23 protein-coding genes, 3 tRNA genes and 1 pseudogene are annotated in these 17166 nt (G+C 49.4%); 20 read left to right on the top strand and 7 right to left on the bottom strand.

Features of this window, described 5'->3' with window-relative positions:
* Window positions 1-43 precede the first annotated feature (43 nt).
* The 4 genes from dcyD (at window position 44) to sdiA (ending at window position 3423) form a co-directional block, all read left to right on the top strand.
* Window positions 44-1030 (top strand): D-cysteine desulfhydrase, encoded by a 987-nt coding sequence (gene dcyD / locus OGV93_RS16835; protein ID WP_016153476.1) that lies wholly within the window; start codon window positions 44-46, stop codon window positions 1028-1030.
* 21 nt (window positions 1031-1051) lie between these two features.
* Entirely contained in the window at window positions 1052-1720 is a 669-nt protein-coding gene (tcyL, locus tag OGV93_RS16840) for a cystine ABC transporter permease (RefSeq protein ID WP_003030474.1), read from the top strand.
* The gene (tcyN, locus tag OGV93_RS16845; RefSeq protein ID WP_003030477.1) at window positions 1717-2469 is read left to right on the top strand and encodes an L-cystine ABC transporter ATP-binding protein TcyN; all 753 of its coding nucleotides are present in this window, start codon (window positions 1717-1719) and stop codon (window positions 2467-2469) included. Before tcyL ends, tcyN begins: the two co-directional genes overlap by 4 nt.
* A gap of 231 nt (window positions 2470-2700) precedes the next feature.
* Window positions 2701-3423, top strand: a complete 723-nt coding sequence (sdiA, locus tag OGV93_RS16850) for a quorum-sensing transcriptional regulator SdiA (protein WP_016156833.1) — start codon at window positions 2701-2703, stop codon at window positions 3421-3423.
* Window positions 3424-3489: 66 nt separating this feature from the next.
* On the opposite strand, the gene OGV93_RS16855 is transcribed toward sdiA, so the two are convergent.
* Window positions 3490-3714: a DUF2594 family protein gene (locus OGV93_RS16855; protein WP_016153474.1), complete on the bottom strand. Its 225-nt coding sequence runs from the start codon at window positions 3712-3714 to the stop codon at window positions 3490-3492.
* Window positions 3715-3733: 19 nt separating this feature from the next.
* Window positions 3734-3877: a hypothetical protein gene (locus OGV93_RS23935; protein WP_418135068.1), complete on the bottom strand. Its 144-nt coding sequence runs from the start codon at window positions 3875-3877 to the stop codon at window positions 3734-3736.
* 295 nt (window positions 3878-4172) lie between these two features.
* On the opposite strand from OGV93_RS23935, the gene uvrY reads away from it, so the two are divergent.
* From uvrY to OGV93_RS16885, 6 genes are all read left to right on the top strand, one after another.
* Window positions 4173-4829, top strand: a complete 657-nt coding sequence (gene uvrY / locus OGV93_RS16860) for a UvrY/SirA/GacA family response regulator transcription factor (protein WP_006684079.1) — start codon at window positions 4173-4175, stop codon at window positions 4827-4829.
* Window positions 4826-6658 carry an excinuclease ABC subunit UvrC gene (gene uvrC, locus OGV93_RS16865; RefSeq protein ID WP_046274973.1) on the top strand — a complete coding sequence of 611 codons (1833 nt, stop codon included), beginning with the start codon at window positions 4826-4828 and terminating at the stop codon, window positions 6656-6658. Before uvrY ends, uvrC begins: the two co-directional genes overlap by 4 nt.
* 55 nt (window positions 6659-6713) lie before the next feature.
* Window positions 6714-7262: a CDP-diacylglycerol--glycerol-3-phosphate 3-phosphatidyltransferase gene (gene pgsA, locus OGV93_RS16870; RefSeq protein ID WP_016153472.1), complete on the top strand. Its 549-nt coding sequence runs from the start codon at window positions 6714-6716 to the stop codon at window positions 7260-7262.
* A gap of 151 nt (window positions 7263-7413) precedes the next feature.
* Window positions 7414-7489: transfer RNA gene (locus OGV93_RS16875), tRNA-Gly, on the top strand.
* Between the two features lie 51 nt (window positions 7490-7540).
* Window positions 7541-7614, top strand: a tRNA-Cys gene (locus OGV93_RS16880).
* A gap of 12 nt (window positions 7615-7626) precedes the next feature.
* A tRNA-Leu gene (locus OGV93_RS16885) sits at window positions 7627-7713 on the top strand.
* Window positions 7714-7972: 259 nt separating this feature from the next.
* Here the strand turns inward: OGV93_RS16885 and OGV93_RS23940 are convergent.
* Together OGV93_RS23940 and cspH are read right to left on the bottom strand one after the other, a co-directional pair.
* A complete protein-coding gene (locus OGV93_RS23940; RefSeq protein WP_016153471.1) occupies window positions 7973-8062 on the bottom strand; it encodes a hypothetical protein in 90 nt (29 codons plus the stop codon).
* 63 nt (window positions 8063-8125) lie between these two features.
* Complete coding sequence (gene cspH / locus OGV93_RS16890) at window positions 8126-8338, bottom strand: cold shock-like protein CspH (protein WP_049040548.1); 213 nt, start codon at window positions 8336-8338, stop codon at window positions 8126-8128.
* A 297-nt stretch (window positions 8339-8635) separates the two neighbouring features.
* Here cspH and cspA point away from each other — a divergent pair, with 297 nt between their 5' ends.
* The gene (cspA, locus tag OGV93_RS16895; RefSeq protein WP_016153470.1) at window positions 8636-8851 is read left to right on the top strand and encodes an RNA chaperone/antiterminator CspA; all 216 of its coding nucleotides are present in this window, start codon (window positions 8636-8638) and stop codon (window positions 8849-8851) included.
* A gap of 392 nt (window positions 8852-9243) precedes the next feature.
* On the opposite strand, the gene OGV93_RS16900 is transcribed toward cspA, so the two are convergent.
* Complete coding sequence (locus OGV93_RS16900) at window positions 9244-9414, bottom strand: YnfU family zinc-binding protein (protein WP_162835200.1); 171 nt, start codon at window positions 9412-9414, stop codon at window positions 9244-9246.
* Between the two features lie 131 nt (window positions 9415-9545).
* On the opposite strand from OGV93_RS16900, the pseudogene OGV93_RS16905 reads away from it, so the two are divergent.
* A pseudogene (locus OGV93_RS16905) lies at window positions 9546-9719 on the top strand (IS30 family transposase); the annotation flags it as partial.
* A gap of 18 nt (window positions 9720-9737) precedes the next feature.
* On the opposite strand, the gene arsH reads toward OGV93_RS16905, so the two are convergent.
* Window positions 9738-10436, bottom strand: coding sequence for an arsenical resistance protein ArsH (gene arsH, locus OGV93_RS16910; protein ID WP_016156832.1), 699 nt, complete (start codon window positions 10434-10436; stop codon window positions 9738-9740).
* An 86-nt stretch (window positions 10437-10522) separates the two neighbouring features.
* On the opposite strand from arsH, the gene OGV93_RS16915 reads away from it, so the two are divergent.
* From OGV93_RS16915 to OGV93_RS16930, 4 genes are all read left to right on the top strand, one after another.
* Window positions 10523-10843: a transcriptional regulator gene (locus tag OGV93_RS16915; RefSeq protein WP_016153468.1), complete on the top strand. Its 321-nt coding sequence runs from the start codon at window positions 10523-10525 to the stop codon at window positions 10841-10843.
* A gap of 44 nt (window positions 10844-10887) precedes the next feature.
* On the top strand, window positions 10888-12177 hold the full coding sequence (locus OGV93_RS16920; RefSeq protein WP_047502092.1) for an arsenic transporter: 1290 nt from the start codon (window positions 10888-10890) through the stop codon (window positions 12175-12177).
* A 12-nt stretch (window positions 12178-12189) separates the two neighbouring features.
* Complete coding sequence (arsC, locus tag OGV93_RS16925) at window positions 12190-12615, top strand: glutaredoxin-dependent arsenate reductase (RefSeq protein WP_016153466.1); 426 nt, start codon at window positions 12190-12192, stop codon at window positions 12613-12615.
* A gap of 281 nt (window positions 12616-12896) precedes the next feature.
* The gene (locus OGV93_RS16930; protein ID WP_016156828.1) at window positions 12897-13478 is read left to right on the top strand and encodes a YrbL family protein; all 582 of its coding nucleotides are present in this window, start codon (window positions 12897-12899) and stop codon (window positions 13476-13478) included.
* Between the two features lie 333 nt (window positions 13479-13811).
* Here the strand turns inward: OGV93_RS16930 and OGV93_RS16935 are convergent, their stop codons facing one another.
* Window positions 13812-14153 carry a hypothetical protein gene (locus OGV93_RS16935; RefSeq protein WP_047502096.1) on the bottom strand — a complete coding sequence of 114 codons (342 nt, stop codon included), beginning with the start codon at window positions 14151-14153 and terminating at the stop codon, window positions 13812-13814.
* A 396-nt stretch (window positions 14154-14549) separates the two neighbouring features.
* On the opposite strand from OGV93_RS16935, the gene OGV93_RS16940 reads away from it, so the two are divergent.
* From OGV93_RS16940 to OGV93_RS16955, 4 genes are all read left to right on the top strand, one after another.
* Complete coding sequence (locus OGV93_RS16940) at window positions 14550-15020, top strand: SRPBCC family protein (RefSeq protein WP_047416565.1); 471 nt, start codon at window positions 14550-14552, stop codon at window positions 15018-15020.
* A 206-nt stretch (window positions 15021-15226) separates the two neighbouring features.
* Window positions 15227-16369, top strand: coding sequence for a transglutaminase-like domain-containing protein (locus OGV93_RS16945; protein WP_131379527.1), 1143 nt, complete (start codon window positions 15227-15229; stop codon window positions 16367-16369).
* Window positions 16347-16703 carry a mercuric transporter MerT family protein gene (locus OGV93_RS16950; RefSeq protein ID WP_047416569.1) on the top strand — a complete coding sequence of 119 codons (357 nt, stop codon included), beginning with the start codon at window positions 16347-16349 and terminating at the stop codon, window positions 16701-16703. The genes OGV93_RS16945 and OGV93_RS16950 overlap by 23 nt, the downstream gene beginning before the upstream one ends.
* Entirely contained in the window at window positions 16700-16981 is a 282-nt protein-coding gene (locus OGV93_RS16955; RefSeq protein WP_016153460.1) for a heavy-metal-associated domain-containing protein, read from the top strand. Before OGV93_RS16950 ends, OGV93_RS16955 begins: the two co-directional genes overlap by 4 nt.
* Window positions 16982-17166 lie beyond the last annotated feature (185 nt).

Raw genomic sequence — 17166 nt, forward strand, 5'->3', positions numbered from 1 at the left:
TGCATAATAAAAGAACATCACAACAACGAATACCGGAGGCTGTATGCCGCTGCATAATTTAACGCGCTTTCCACGTCTGGAATTTATTGGCGCGCCAACGCCACTCGAATATCTTCCGCGCCTCTCAGATTATCTCGGGCGCGATATTTTCATTAAACGCGATGACGTCACGCCGATGGCTATGGGCGGCAATAAGCTGCGTAAGCTGGAGTTTCTGGCCGCAGACGCGCTGCGTGAAGGCGCGGATACGCTGATAACCGCGGGTGCGATTCAGTCTAACCATGTTCGCCAGACGGCGGCGGTCGCCGCTAAGCTAGGCCTGCACTGCGTGGCGTTGTTGGAAAATCCGATAGGCACCACTGCCGAAAACTATCTCACCAATGGCAACCGTCTGCTGCTGGACCTGTTTAATACGCAAATTGAAATGTGCGATGCGCTGACCGATCCGAATGCACAGCTGCAGGCGCTGGCGACGCGGATTGAAGCGCAAGGGTTTCGCCCGTATGTGATCCCGGTTGGGGGTTCCAATGCACTGGGTGCGCTGGGCTATGTGGAAAGTGCGCTGGAAATTGCCCAACAGTGTGAAGGGGCCGTTTCGCTCTCTTCCGTAGTGGTGGCCTCGGGCAGTGCGGGAACCCATGCCGGACTGGCCGTGGGCCTGGAACAATTGATGCCAGACGTCGAACTCATCGGCGTGACCGTCTCACGCAGCGTGGCGGATCAAAAGCCCAAAGTTGTTGCACTGCAGCAGGATATTGCCCGGGAGCTGGAACTGACGGCCTCAGCGGAAATCCTGTTATGGGACGATTATTATGCGCCGGGCTACGGTACGCCAAACGAAGAGGGCATGGAGGCGGTAAAACTGCTGGCGCGTCTGGAAGGCATTTTGTTAGATCCGGTGTATACCGGCAAGGCGATGGCGGGTCTGATTGATGGCATTAGCCAGAAGCGCTTCAAAGATGAAGGGCCAATTCTCTTTATTCATACTGGTGGGGCGCCTGCGCTGTTTGCCTACCATCCTCACGTGTAACGACCAGGTAGAAAAACGCTAATGCATGAAAGTATCCAACTGGTGATTGATTCTCTGCCGTATCTGCTCAAGGGCGCAGTTTTTACGCTGCAACTGAGTATCGGTGGGATGTTCTTTGGTCTCGTGCTGGGTTTTATCCTGGCGCTGATGCGTCTGTCGCCGCTGCTGCCTGTGCGCTGGCTGGCGCGCTTTTATATCTCTATCTTTCGCGGAACGCCGTTGATTGCCCAGCTGTTCATGATCTATTACGGTCTGCCGCAGTTTGGTATTGAGCTTGATCCTATTCCGGCGGCGATGATTGGCTTATCGCTTAATACGGCGGCCTACGCTGCGGAAACGCTGCGTGCGGCAATCTCCTCCATCGACAAAGGGCAGTGGGAAGCGGGTGCCAGTATTGGTATGACGCGGTGGCAAACCATGCGCCGGGCAATCCTGCCGCAGGCTGCGCGGGTTGCGCTCCCGCCGCTGAGTAACAGCTTTATCAGCCTGGTGAAGGACACCTCTCTGGCCGCGACTATTCAGGTACCGGAACTGTTCCGTCAGGCGCAGTTGATTACCTCGCGTACGCTGGAGGTATTCACGATGTATCTGGCAGCCTCGTTGATTTATTGGGTGATGGCGACGGTGCTTTCTGCACTGCAAAACTATTTTGAAGAGCAACTGAATCGCCAGGAGAGAGAGCCGAAATGAGTGCTATCGAAGTCAGAAACCTGGTCAAAAAATTCCATGGGCAAACGGTGCTGCATGGGATCGATCTTGACGTCAAACCCGGTGAAGTTGTGGCGATTATCGGGCCGAGCGGTTCGGGCAAAACGACGCTGCTGCGCAGCATTAATTTGCTGGAGCAACCGGAGGCGGGCACCATTAAGGTGGGTGAGATTACCATTGATACCGCGCGTTCGTTAACTCAGCAGAAAGGTCTGATTCGTCAGTTGCGCCAGCACGTGGGCTTTGTGTTCCAGAACTTTAATTTGTTCCCGCATCGCACGGTGCTGGAAAACATTATTGAAGGTCCGGTGATTGTTAAAGGCGAACCGAAAGCCGAAGCGACAGCCCGAGCGCGCGAACTGCTGGCGAAAGTCGGGTTAGCTGGTAAAGAAACCAGCTATCCGCGGCGTTTGTCCGGCGGGCAGCAGCAGCGCGTGGCTATTGCCCGGGCGTTGGCGATGCGACCTGAGGTTATTCTTTTTGATGAGCCTACCTCCGCGCTTGATCCTGAACTGGTTGGTGAGGTACTTAACACCATCCGCCAACTGGCGCAGGAAAAACGCACCATGGTGATTGTGACGCATGAAATGAGCTTTGCGCGCGACGTTGCCGATCGGGCGATATTTATGGATCAAGGACGGATAGTGGAGCAGGGGCCCGCTAAATCCTTATTCACGCATCCGCAGCAACCGCGAACCCGTCAGTTTCTTGAAAAGTTTCTGATGCAATAAATAGTGCATGCAGCACTCGTCGAAATTGTTTTTTGACGAGTGCTGTTCGCATAACTATTTATAATTATTGCTTTATTATTAACTCCCAATACTTTTACTTCCTGCCGTCGTTGAGTAATGCTCAAGTAATTGACCATTTGTCCGATAATTTGCATATATAAAATACATTTATGTGTTAGCTTGTTTCATATGTTTGGATGATTATCAATCTCAGGGGTATTACCACTTTGTATGCAGGGTCATGATTTCTTCACCTGGCGACGGAGTATGCTGTTACGCTTTCAGGAAATGGCGACGGCAGAGGATGTCTATAATGAATTACAACAACAGACGCAGCATTTAGAGTTCGATTTTTACGCGCTCTGTGTTCGTCATCCCGTACCTTTTACCCGACCTAAAACGTCGCTTCACACGACCTATCCCAAAGCATGGGTGGCGCATTATCAGTCCGAGAATTATTTCGCTATTGATCCGGTGCTGAAGCCTGAAAACTTCAGTCAGGGGCATTTACCCTGGAACGATACCTTATTTCGCGATGCACAGCCCCTGTGGGATGCCGCGCGCAATCACGGTTTACGTAAAGGGATGACGCAATGCTTAATGTTGCCTAATCGGGCGTTGGGTTTTTTATCGGTATCGCGTGCGAGTGTCCGTAATAGTCGCTTTGCAAACGATGAGGTAGAGCTCAGGATGCAACTGCTGGTGCGGGAAAGCTTGTCGGTACTGACGCGGCTGCAAGATGACATGGTCATGGCGCCAGAGATGCGCTTTAGCAAGCGGGAAAAAGAGATATTGAAATGGACGGCAGAGGGGAAAACCTCTTCAGAGATAGCGATAATTCTGTCGATTTCTGAAAATACCGTTAACTTTCACCAGAAAAATATGCAAAAGAAATTTAATGCACCCAACAAAACGCAGATCGCCTGTTATGCCGCGGCAACCGGGCTGATCTGAGTAAATTATCGTTCTGAGTGTCAGACGCAAACCCGGCTGAGAGCATCGCTGTCAGCCGGGTTCTTATTACTGGCGGTAGGCCTGTTTAATTTGCTTAACAGTGCTGGAAAATACCGCAGCCTGTGATTGATCTTCAATCAGCGCGATCTGTTTTTCCATTTTAAGAATCACGCGCCCTGCATCGGCTTGGCCCATTGCCTGCAGCATCAGCGTTAACATGGCTTTCAGGCAGGTGACTTCGTTGGCCAGTTCCTGGTTATTCTCAGCAGTGGAAAAGTCAGGCGTACTCATTTATTTTCCTCGTTATGTTTCAATGAAAAAGTGCGATGTCAAATCTTAAGGCGCCGGAGTATACCATAAGCGAGGCTAAAAATATCAGCGGTTGTTTTCTGCGCAAACATAAGCCGCGGACATTAAAATAAACAACATGTTGCACTGCATATATTTTCTCCATCTGTTGTTTATTTCGAGTATTTTACTCGTTAATTATTGTTACAACTTTAGCTGCCTATTTTGCATTCAACGGACGAATATGAATTTTTTGTCACTATTCTGAAACAGCTATGCAGATATAACCGTGGCAAAAGGTTGCCATAACAGAAAGTTTCCACTCGTCGTACCTTCTAATTTCCAAAAACGAGAGCAAAATCGAAAGACGGCGATTTTTACATTTCAAAGTTGAGATAAAACCCGTTAACATAGGACCGATTAACTATCGGTAGCGTTATCCCTATTCTGGAGATATTCCTTTGATCAACGTTTTTCTTGTTGATGACCACGAACTGGTGCGCGCAGGGATACGACGCATTCTTGAAGATATAAAAGGCATTAAAGTTGTCGGTGAGGCGTGCTGCGGTGAAGATGCGGTAAAATGGTGCCGCTCAAATTCCGTTGACGTTGTGCTGATGGACATGAATATGCCCGGTATTGGTGGCCTTGAGGCAACGCGTAAAATTGCGCGTTCAACGGCTGACATTAAAGTGATCATGCTGACTGTCCATACCGAAAACCCGTTACCTGCAAAAGTCATGCAGGCGGGAGCCGCGGGCTATCTCAGTAAGGGGGCTGCGCCCCAGGAGGTCGTGAGTGCGATTCGTTCGGTTTATTCTGGCCAACGTTATATTGCCTCCGATATCGCTCAGCAGATGGCGCTTAGCCAGATTGAGCCTGAGAAAACGGAAACCCCGTTTGCCAGTTTGTCTGAACGTGAGTTGCAGATTATGCTGATGATCACCAAAGGTCAGAAGGTCAATGAGATCTCAGAGCAACTGAATCTTAGTCCTAAAACGGTGAACAGCTATCGCTATCGAATGTTCAGTAAATTAAACATTCACGGCGATGTTGAGCTGACTCACCTGGCAATTCGCCATGGCCTGTGTAATGCGGAGACATTAACAAGCCAGTGACCGATCAGTTTGATGCCAAAGCGTTCCTGAAAACCGTGACCAGTCAGCCCGGCGTTTATCGTATGTATGATGACGCCGGGACGGTCATCTACGTCGGGAAAGCGAAAGACCTGAAAAAAAGGCTTTCCAGCTACTTCCGTAGCAACCTCGCATCGCGTAAGACCGAAGCACTGGTCGCGCAAATACAGCAGATTGATGTCACGGTAACGCACACCGAAACCGAGGCGTTATTGCTTGAGCACAACTACATCAAGCTGTATCAGCCGCGTTATAACGTTTTGCTGCGCGACGATAAATCCTATCCTTTTATTTTCCTCAGCGGCGATACCCATCCTCGCCTGGCAATGCATCGCGGGGCCAGGCATGCCAAAGGCGAGTACTTTGGACCGTTTCCTAACGGCTACGCCGTACGCGAAACGTTGGCGTTGCTGCAGAAAATCTTCCCTATTCGTCAGTGCGAAAATAGTGTTTATCGCAATCGCTCGCGGCCCTGTCTGCAATATCAGATTGGCCGCTGCCTCGGTCCGTGTGTGGCGGGCCTGGTGAGTGAGGAAGAGTATGCGCAGCAGGTTGATTACGTTCGTCTGTTCCTGTCCGGAAAAGACGATCAGGTATTAACGCAACTGATCGCCCGGATGGAAAAGGCCAGCCAAAATCTCGAGTTTGAAGAGGCTGCACGCATTCGTGACCAAATTCAGGCCGTACGCCGCGTGACCGAAAAACAGTTTGTCTCTAATACCGGAGACGATCTGGATGTCATCGGCGTGGCGTTTGACGCCGGCATGGCCTGTGTGCACGTGCTGTTTATTCGCCAGGGTAAAGTGTTAGGCAGTCGTAGCTATTTCCCGAAAGTCCCAGGTGGAACAGAACTCGGCGAGGTCGTTGAAACCTTTGTCGGACAGTTTTATCTGCAGGGAAGTCAGATGCGCACCTTACCCGGTGAGATCCTGCTCGATTTTAATCTTAGTGATAAAACCCTGCTGGCGGACTCTTTGTCTGAGCTGGCCGGGCGGAAGATCAACGTTCAGACGAAACCGCGAGGCGATCGCGCGCGGTATCTGAAGCTGGCGCGTACCAACGCGGCGGTGGCGTTAACCACAAAACTTTCCCAGCAGTCGACCATTACTCAACGCCTGACGGCGCTGGCATCAGTACTCAAGTTACCCGCAGTGAAACGCATGGAGTGCTTTGATATCAGCCACACGATGGGCGAGCAGACGGTAGCCTCCTGCGTGGTATTCGATGCCAATGGACCACTGCGCGCCGAGTATCGCCGCTATAACATCACGGGTATTACGCCTGGTGATGATTATGCGGCAATGAATCAGGTTCTCCGTCGGCGCTACGGTAAGGCGATTGAAGAAAGTAAGATTCCGGACGTCATATTGATCGACGGCGGGAAAGGTCAACTGGGGCAGGCGAAAGCCGTTTTTGCTGAGCTGGACGTTCCCTGGGACAAACAGCACCCGCTTTTGTTGGGCGTGGCAAAAGGGGCCGATCGTAAAGCTGGTCTGGAAACGCTGTTCTTTGAGCCGGAAGGTGAGGGCTTTAGCCTTCCGCCGGATTCGCCTGCATTGCACGTTATCCAGCATATCCGCGATGAATCTCACGATCATGCGATTAGCGGGCACCGTAAAAAACGGGCGAAGGTGAAAAGTACCAGCACGCTGGAGACTATTGAAGGTGTCGGGCCGAAGCGTCGGCAGATGTTGTTGAAATATATGGGCGGTTTGCAAGGTCTTCGTAACGCGAGTATTGAAGAAATTGCAAAAGTGCCGGGTATTTCGCAAGCTCTGGCAGAAAAGATCTTCTACTCGTTGAAACATTAGGCCCTCTGTAGCAACATAGGGGTAATTTTACTGACAACAGATAGTTATCCGTCATATGCAATTTAATATCCCTACGTTGCTCACGCTGTTTCGCGTCATCCTGATCCCATTCTTTGTATTGGCTTTTTATCTGCCATTCACCTGGGCTCCCTTCGTTTGTGCGCTGATCTTCTGTATTGCGGCGGTCACCGACTGGTTTGACGGCTATCTGGCGCGTCGCTGGAACCAAAGCACGCGTTTTGGCGCCTTCCTCGATCCGGTCGCTGATAAGGTACTGGTGGCTATCGCGATGGTGCTGGTGACCGAGCACTATCACAGCTGGTGGGTAACGCTTCCTGCCGCCACGATGATCGCGCGTGAAATTATTATCTCTGCGCTGCGTGAGTGGATGGCTGAACTGGGTAAACGTAGCAGTGTGGCGGTGTCCTGGATCGGCAAAGTGAAAACCACTTCGCAAATGGCCGCGCTCGCATGGCTGCTGTGGCGTCCAAATATTTGGGTAGAGTACGCCGGGATCGCACTTTTCTTCGTTGCCGCGATACTGACGTTGTGGTCAATGTTCCAGTATTTGAGCGCTGCGTGGGGAGATTTGCTTGAACAGTGATCGTTTCGGCGCAAATTTCAGCAAACGATCGTCAGTGGTGAAAAATATCGTTGACTCATTGCGTCAGGTAAGTAGAATGCAACGCATCGAACGGCAGCACTGATTGCCAGACGATAACAAAATCAAGTGATTAACAAAGTTACTTGGTGATGCGGGAATAGCTCAGTTGGTAGAGCACGACCTTGCCAAGGTCGGGGTCGCGAGTTCGAGTCTCGTTTCCCGCTCCAAATTAAAGACATCGGCAATAGCGGATGTCGGCTGAAAAGCCAGAAGATTTCGGCGCGTTAGCAAAGCGGTTATGTAGCGGATTGCAAATCCGTCTAGTCCGGTTCGACTCCGGAACGCGCCTCCAATTTCTTCCCGAGCCCGGATGGTGGAATCGGTAGACACAAGGGATTTAAAATCCCTCGGCGTTCGCGCTGTGTGGGTTCAAGTCCCACTCCGGGTACCATGGGAAAGAAAAGAATAATCAAAGCAATAAGCAGTGTCGTGAAACCACCTACGGGTGGTTTTTTTGTGCCTGAAATTTCCCGCTTCTCGCTCAGCGAACCTTCAAGATCAGAAATCCCCTGGCTTTCATCCTTTGTGCATCACAGGCATTTGGGGTGTAACGCAAGCATATCACCCTGACGGGCGCAACACAGATACGCCAACGCTATTGCAACTCTTACCGGTCTATTTGCACCATCAGTATGCGGTGAACTAACAGGTTAGATGAAAACAAGCAGAGTCACTATCAGCGTGCAGCATGAGCTCTTAAGGCCTGTCAGCCAGTCGTTGAGATAGATTTTCTGATACATATGAAACTCTCCCTGTTTTGAAATTCTCTTTTATGATTCCAAGTCAGGAGGGGCGGCTACAGGTCATGAGAGATAAACGTTCGCAGCCGAGGGGCCTCGAAGACCATTTATTCGACAAAACTCAACGCGTAATCCGGGGATGAGTACTTCTGAGTCACGGAGACTTAAGGCTGAAATGTGAAGCTGTACATCTTTGCGACCATCGGAGGGGGAGATAAGGCCTTTACCGCTCTTGCAGTCAAAGGCTTTGACAATTCCTGTCATTTTACGAGACAAAAAAATTCCTTAAAGCTAATAACGTGTTGCACTATACACATACCCCTGGATAATGCCAGAAATATTTTTCAGCAATCGTGAGATCTGGATAGCTAAAATAAACATTGATTATTATATACGCCCGTGCGTTAATGGTCGCGTCGGTTTGAAGAACAGACAAAATACAAAGTAGTTTACTAAAGCAGTTCTCATTTCAGGTGTTTTATATTTATCCCTTCTTTGAGTCTCCCCACTAAGCACTAAGTAGTTTCTGTAATAAAACCATGTTCGCCGGAAGGCCAAATTAAGGAATACAAAATGTCAAAAAAGATGAATGGTTTAGTAAAATGGTTTAATGCCGATAAGGGATTCGGTTTTATTTCTCCTGTTGACGGTAGTAAAGATTTATTTGTACATTTTTCTGCTATCCAGAGCGATAATTTCCGCACCTTGTTTGAAGGGCAAAAAGTCTCATACTCCATTGAGAATGGTACTAAAGGTCCGGTTGCTGGCAATGTAGTTATTACAGAGTAAATCCTTTATTGTCTGTATGCGATAACGAAGAAGGCTAAAGCCTGAGTAGACATACTGACAGAAGCAATGGATGTATTGTTGGGTCAGTAGAGATGAAATGTTACTGATCCGGCATTCAGGGCAACGGTCAGCATATTTCATCTCTCTTTTGCATGAGAAAGTATGCTGACCATTGTGAGTACGTGTAGGTTCGCTGCACGAAAAGTCTAACCACTTGCTTTGCACGACAACATACGCAAGAAGATAGCTTTTCCCAGATATCACCATATTTTTTATTTTTAAATATGAAAATACTAAACCCGCAGCCAGCGGGTTTTCTATTATCTGTAGCTTGATAAATCTTAAAATACAGATGTGTTGATTCTGTTCCAGAAATAGAGTCTAAAACGGATTCAGGCTGCTTCTTTTTGGTTTGTCTGGAATACTTTATTGCAATGAGGACAGATTAAAAGAGAACCTTTTTGAACTCTTGAAAAACTGTGTTCAGATTGTTGGGTACAGTTTGGGCAGGTGCATTTGACAAGATAGTTGCGGCGTGATTTAGAGTCTTTACGTTCTGACATAGGCTTTTCCTTGAGTGGATGAACTTCAACCATACCCTAATTTGTCCAAAAAATCTTAACTTTATGATGTTTTGGATATGTAAATATAAAGAAAAGGTATCGCAAAGAGCCTGATGATAAGGGCGGCTTCCCAAATTTATTTCTGTAATCCTCAATCTCCCTGGCTGCGTGGTTCATATGAAAATATGAACAGATTGCTCAGACAGTATTTTCCAAAAGGAGCTGGCTTATCGGTTCGCAGCCAGCAAAGAATTAACATTGTTGCATCCAGCGTTGAACGCCCAGCAAAAAGCGGACGTTTTTGAGCTCAGTAAAAAAGGACGTTATATTTTCGCTTGATTGACGCGGGATGAAAGCTCCTGATGGCTCTCTTTTCGTTCGCTGTAGCGATCGGCAAGGTAATCGGTTTGCCCCTTGAGCAGCAGCGTGATTTTAAACAACTCCTCGGCGACATCGACGATACGATCATACCAGGACGAAGGTTTCATTCGCCCGTTCTCATCGAATTCTTGCCAGGCTTTGGCTATTGAGGACTGGTTAGGGATCGTGAACATCCTCATCCAGCGCCCAAGGATACGCATCTGGTTCACGGCGTTAAAAGATTGAGACCCGCCGCAGACCTGCATCACCGCCAGTGTTTTTCCCTGTGAAGGGCGAACGGCCCCTTCGCTTAAGGGTATCCAGTCGATCTGTGCCTTCATCACCGCACTCATTGCCCCATGCCGCTCCGGGGAACTCCACACCATCCCATCACACCATCTGACCAGCTCGCGCAGCTCGGTGACTTTTGGGTGCGTATCTGGGGCATCATCCGGCAGGGGTAAACCTGAGGGATTAAACAGTCTTACTTCCGCTCCCATCGCCGTCAGCAGGCGTCCTGCTTCTTCTGCGGCAAAACGACTGTAAGAACGCTCTCTTACCGAGCCATACAGGATCAGTATGCGTGGCGGCTCCTGGAGCTGCAGGCGTTCAGCAATCTGCTGATCGAAGCAATCAGCATTCAGTGCAGGAAAGTGTTCCATTTTCTACTCCTCCGGGAGGTTCTGTGATTTCAAATTAAACACATATGATTTATCATATATGTATTCTAAAGGGAACGGAGTAAAAAATGCTACAGCCAGTTCAGCTTTTTAAAATCCTGTCGGATGAAACCCGTCTCGCCATTGTTATGCTTCTCCGGGAATCCGGCGAACTGTGCGTGTGCGATATATGCGCGGCGACCTCTGAATCACAGCCTAAAATTTCTCGCCACATGGCTATTCTGCGTGAAGCAGAGCTGGTGCTTGACCGCCGGGAAGGCAAATGGATTCACTACCGTCTGTCTCCCCACATGCCAGCGTGGGCCGCTGAGACGATCACGACGTCCTGGCAGTGTCTGAGGAAAGATGTGGGTGAATGGCTGAAAAAATCAGCCTGCACATCCTGTTGAGAGAATTTTTTACATACACATAATCATATATAAAGGAATCTAAAATGCTTTTGGCAGGGAGTATTTTTATACTGACGCTGGTCCTGGTCATCTGGCAGCCCAGAGGTCTCAGCATTGGCTGGAGCGCAAGTATCGGAGCCTTACTGGCACTGGGGACGGGGGTCATCCACATTGATGATATTCCCGTAGTCTGGAATATCGTCTGGAACGCAACAGCGGCATTCATCGCGGTGATTATCATCAGCCTGCTGCTCGATGAGTCCGGTTTCTTTGAATGGGCCGCGCTGCATGTCTCCCGCTGGGGTAACGGGCGTGGTCGCCTGCTGTTTACCTGGATAATACTGCTTGGCGCTGCTGTTGCTGCGCTGTTTGCTAACGACGGTGCAGCACTGATACTGACGCCGATTGTGATTGCGATGCTACTCGCCCTGGGGTTCAGCCAGGCGACGACGCTGGCCTTTGTCATGGCTGCAGGATTTATCGCAGATACAGCCAGCCTGCCGCTGATTGTCTCTAACCTGGTCAATATTGTCTCGGCGGATTTCTTCGGCCTGGGCTTTACACAGTATGCCTCCGTGATGGTTCCTGTGAACCTGGCGGCCATTGCTGCCACGCTGGTCATGCTCCATCTCTTCTTCCGCCGCGACATCCCGGCCAGATATGACGTTTCACTGCTCAAGATGCCTGCCAGTGCGATTAAAGATCCGGCGACGTTCAGGGCGGGCTGGATTGTTCTGCTGTTCCTGCTGGTCGGTTTCTTTGTTCTGGAGCCGCTGGGGATCCCTGTAAGCGCGATAGCAGCAGTTGGGGCTGCGGTGCTGTTCGTGGTAGCCAAGCGTGGCCACGCTATTAATACCGGAAAAGTGCTGCGCGGGGCGCCCTGGCAGATCGTGATTTTCTCGCTGGGTATGTATATGGTCGTCTACGGCCTGCGTAATGCAGGACTCACTGAGTATCTTTCTGCCGTACTCAATATGCTGGCAGACAAAGGTTTATGGGCTGCCACGTTCGGTACCGGCTTCCTGACTGCCTTCCTGTCGTCTGTGATGAACAATATGCCGACGGTGCTGATTGGTGCATTGTCCATTGACGGGAGTGCTGCGACCGGCGTCGTCAAAGAGGCGATGATTTATGCCAATGTGATTGGCTGCGATTTAGGGCCTAAAATCACCCCGATAGGCAGTCTGGCAACTCTGCTGTGGCTTCATGTGTTGGCACAGAAAAATATGACCATCACCTGGGGATATTACTTCCGCACCGGCATTATCATGACTCTGCCCGTGCTATTCGTCACTCTGGCCGCGCTGGCGTGGCGGCTCTCTGTCACTTTGTAATGAGATATTGATATGAGCAACATTACCATCTATCACAACCCGGCCTGTGGCACCTCACGTAACACGCTGGAGATGATCCGTAACAGCGGTAACGAACCAACTATTATTTATTATCTCGATACGCCCCCGACTCGTGATGAACTGACCAAACTGATTTCAGATATGGGCATTTCAGTACGCGCATTGCTGCGGAAGAACGTTGAACCTTATGAGCAGCTTGGTCTTGATGAAGATAAGTTTTCTGATGAGCAGTTGATCGATTTTATGATTCAGCATCCGATCCTGATTAATCGGCCGATTGTAGTGACGCCGCTTGGCACGCGTCTTTGTCGTCCCTCAGAAATTGTGCTGGATATTTTACCTGAAGCTCAGAAAGGCTCTTTTACCAAAGAGGATGGCGAAAAGGTCATTGACGAAACAGGGAAACGGGTTAAGTAATCTTTCCGCTTAATATTATCGGGTGCCTGTTGACTTCATACCGGTGCCTGCTCTTTGCTGATAACCCTCGTTCACGACTGGAGAAGCGTATTTGCGGGGGATCAAAACAGGTTCATTAGCCTGCCCACTTGCCTGAAGAGACATTTGTCTCACTCCGAATGCATTTCGTTTATCAATTATTGAAATAAATATATACATAATAGTTTTTGATTAGCAGAACTTACCGATGCAGGTCAGTTGAGGCAATTTCATTTCCCTTAGGGTAAGAGTCAAAAACTATCATGAAACAAGAGCTTGTATTGACAGATGAAGACTTACTTGCACGAGGTAACGATCGTTACGTCTTTCAGCATCCACAGGATAGTAACCTGCTGATCAAAATCGTTATTTCAGATATTGCGAACTATAAAAGCAAGTTACGGGAAGTCTTCCGGGACCTCAAAGAATGCAAGCCTGGCCATCAAACAGACTCTCTTTATATGCAAAAGATCGAAGGTCTTGTTGAAACAAATAAAGGTCTAGGGCAGATCACTGTGAAGGAGTGCGATGAGCATGGCAACCTTGCTCAAACTCTTTATCAGCTTGCTCTCAAAAAAGAACTCGATGACAGCAAATTGCAGAAGTTGAATGCTTTTTTAGCATGGTTTGTCAGCACCAAAGTCATTATTAACTCCCTGCATTGTAAAAACATTGTTTATGCCTGGGATAGCGAGCGTCAGGATTATCGCTTCAAAGTCATTGACGGGTTTGGTGACAAAACGTTTTTTCAACTCAGTAAGCTTTCGCAATCAGTTCGCGATAAGAATAAAATCAAATGTCTCAAGCGGATGCTTAACGATTTGAACGGTCTGCAACAAGCTTAACCACGCAGGTTAAAAATAATCGAATCACCAGTTTTCTGTTGCCGGACTTCCGATCCCGCATATCTGATTAACAAAGGTGTTTACGCAGAAGTAAGTTACATATTAACTTCTTGAAAAATATCCTGAACTGCTCGGCGTTCGTGCTGTGTGGGGGCAAATCCCACACCGGTACCATGGGAAAGAATAGAACAATCAAAGCAATAAGCAGTGTCGCGAAACCACCTACGGGTGGTTTTTTTGTGCCGGCTTTTGACGAACCATAGATATTTTGCGTCAAGTAAGCCTGCCAGATACGTTAAGCCGCCCGCTACACACTCCCCATTGCCAATCAATCTATCGACGAATCGGTGCATTAAACATAAACCTTCCCCGGGCAGGGTTGTTGATAAAGCCATCCCGGGCGGGATTATAGTTGTGGTCCTGAAAACCATTCATCATTATGGGATCGCCAATGCCATCCTGAATCGCCAAATGTCTGTGGATTCGGTTACGTGCCCTGAATGTGAAAGCGAAATCATCCGCCTCGCTAATGATGATGACGCCATGTCCTGCAAGAAGTGCCGCGCTTAACTCTTGCTCTCTTGCGGCCTGGTTTTGTAACGCGCTGGCTGCGGCAGACGATGACGCCAGCAGCAATACGAGGACGGCGCATGAAAATACCGGTGGCAGTTTCATGATTAATACCCATTAAAAGTATGGCTATTAAAGTATAGTCTTATGTCGTCATCTCATCTGAATAGAAAATGAACAGTTTAAGCCTGTTGCCTGTACAGAGTCTGAGGGGCCGGGAGAGGAGTGCCGCGCAATTAAGAACTATAATAAAAACAGTCGACAGCTGATGACTCCAGTTTGCAGATAGTACCGATACAGAGGGCGGTTATGCGCGTCTCATTTTCTCCGCGAGTTGCGTTCACCGCTACGACATCTGGCTGGATAATTATCACGGACTCCCTGCCAAAGTGATCAGCTATGCGCCAGATGGGCAGCGATTAGAAACTGTTCTTCTGGATGCTATGGTTATTAACACCCGTTTCCCCGTCAATTTTTTCACGCCTTGAGGGAGCCTGCACTATGGCTGACTATCAGTTTTCCACAATCTGGCGGGTTGAGGCTTCAGTTCAGGAGGTATGGGATGTTTTTTCCCATCCGGACAGGTGGCCTGAATGGTGGGGAAGTCTGGAACGCATCGTTGAGATAAGGAAAGGGGATTTACGGGGTATTGGGGCGTTGCATCGTTATACCTGGAAAGGGGCGCTTCCTTATCGCTTAACCTTTGATATCAATGTGTTGAAAATACGGCCTTGCACATTGCTTGAAGGACAAGCCAGCGGCGCGGTGGAAGGGCGAGGGGTATGGTCTTTTACTGCCAATGGTACAGCGACTATTGTCAGATATGACTGGAATGTGCGTACCACGATCCGCTGGATGAATTATCTCGCCCCGCTTGCAGCACCTGTATTTCGCTGGAATCACAATACGGTCATGCGCGAGGGGGCAAGAGGGTTAGCCCGCAAACTGGCAACGACTGTGTATATAGTCTGAACGTATCTCCGCTGCTGTACTTTTTTGGCTGTAAATGGCTTAATAGCGACCTTGCAGTTTCTCACTTCATTCACAGTTAACAGGTCTGTTATTGATGAATAATCTCCATCGACTCGCCTTTTTATGCCAGCCTCTGTCTGCTGTGATGATCGCGTACGGTTTCCCCTTTAGCCGTAGCTCAACTCTTACAACCTGGACAGACAGCAATGCAACGTCGTCAGTTTCTCAAAAATAGCGTTCTCCTTTCCGCCGCCGGATTAGTCGGCCCTGCAGTCATTAGCCAGACGGTACGTGCCGCGGAGCCATCCGTTGCGACAATAGCTCGTCGACGCTTTGTCTTATCTCAAACGTATAAACTTAATCCTCCTAAGGGATCGAGCGGCGTGGTGAAACTGTGGATCCCGCTACCGGTGGATACCGCGTTTCAACAAATGACGGCGCTTGCCTTTAGCGGAAACTATAAGCAGGCGTACGTCACCACCAATAATACCTATGGCGCGAAAACGCTGTTTGCCACCTGGGCTGACTCGCAGGGTGAATTGTTGGTTAACGTTGATATCGACATTGAAACCGCCGACTGGGAACCGCTGAAGCAGGACGCGCTGAAAAACTGGCAGGCACCTGAGCAGATTATTTATCCGCTGGATGTAAAACCGTATCTGTGGCCGACGGCACATACCCCAGTTGATGGACTGGTCCTGGAAACCGCGCGTAAAATCACCGGTAATGAGCAGGATCCGCTGAAAAAAGCGCGCCTGATTTACGAATGGGTCAGCAGCCATATGGAGCGTGACAACGACGTTATTGGCTGCGGCACGGGGGATGTGGCGGAGATATTAAAAAGCGGTAAGCTCAAAGGAAAATGCACCGACATGAGCTCCGTTTTTGTTGCTCTGGCGCGGGCCAGCGGTATTCCGGCGCGCGAACTGTTTGGCATCCGTCTGGGCAAGGCCAATAAGCTCGAACGTTACTCGAAAAGTGCTTTTGGCACAGCCGACAGTGCAGGCGTTGCCAATGTGAGCGGCGGTCAACACTGCCGTGCTGAGTTCTATCTGGCAGGTTACGGTTGGTTACCGTGCGATCCTGCTGACGTGACCAAAATGCGTCTGGCAGAGAAAAAAACGCATCAGGATGCCGATGTCCAGGCGGTTAACGCTTACCTGTTTGGTAACTGGGAAATGAACTGGGTTGGATTCAACTACGGACGTGATTTCGAGTTGTATCCGGCAACGGAGCAGGGGGCCATGAATAACTTTGGTTATCCTTACGCTGAAGTCGATGGCGACCCGATCAATTTTTATGATCCTAAAGCGTTCTCCTACAGCTATGTCGCCACAGAACAACGCTAAAGGTGCGGGGATTACCCTGTTGACGGCTGCTGCGGCCGCCGTCACCGCTGGCTTATGCTGTGTTGGACCGCTACTTTACCTGCTGTTTGGTATTTCGGCGGCGAGCTTCGCCGTTTTCACCCGGTTTGAGTTTTTGCGAACTCCTCTGGTACTGCTGTCCCTGGGATTATTACTGCGTGTCTTCTGGCGGCTCTATTTTTCCAAACGGTTGTGGTGCTCCGGGTGGTTAACTCTGAAGCAAGCGCGCGTTCTCTACTGGTGCGCGCTGGCATTGATTTTACCGGTGCTATTTTACCCAACGCTTGTTGCCTGGTTTTATGAGGTATTTGAATGAAGATCTTCGCGTTAGTTGCATGCTTGCTGTTGCCGCTGTGGGCTCAGGCGGCCAATCAAAAAGTGGTGCTGGATATACAAAATATGACCTGCTCGTTATGCGTTATTTCGGTCAATCAGGCGCTACGTGAAACCGACGGCGTGATTAAAGCAAAATCCTCTCTCAAAACCCGGCAGGCAGAAGCCATCGTGCCAGAAGGTTTCCCAACCGATACTCTACTTAACGCAGTAGCGAAAACGGGCTATACCGCAACGCTCAACCGTATTGAACAACAGTAAACCACCTGCGGGTGGTTTTATTGTGTTTTCCCGGTATGATGCCCGGCGGCTTAGTGTTCTCTTTTGTGCGTTAACTACCGGAATTCCCCTCTTTTCCTGTTAACCTGAACAGGCGGCTGCTGTAAGCCGCAAATGCCCATTTATATCTGTTATCCCTCCAGCCATGTAGGATGATCACAGGCAAG

Source organism: Citrobacter sp. Cb031, assembly GCF_030336725.1.
GTDB lineage: Bacteria > Pseudomonadota > Gammaproteobacteria > Enterobacterales > Enterobacteriaceae > Citrobacter > Citrobacter braakii.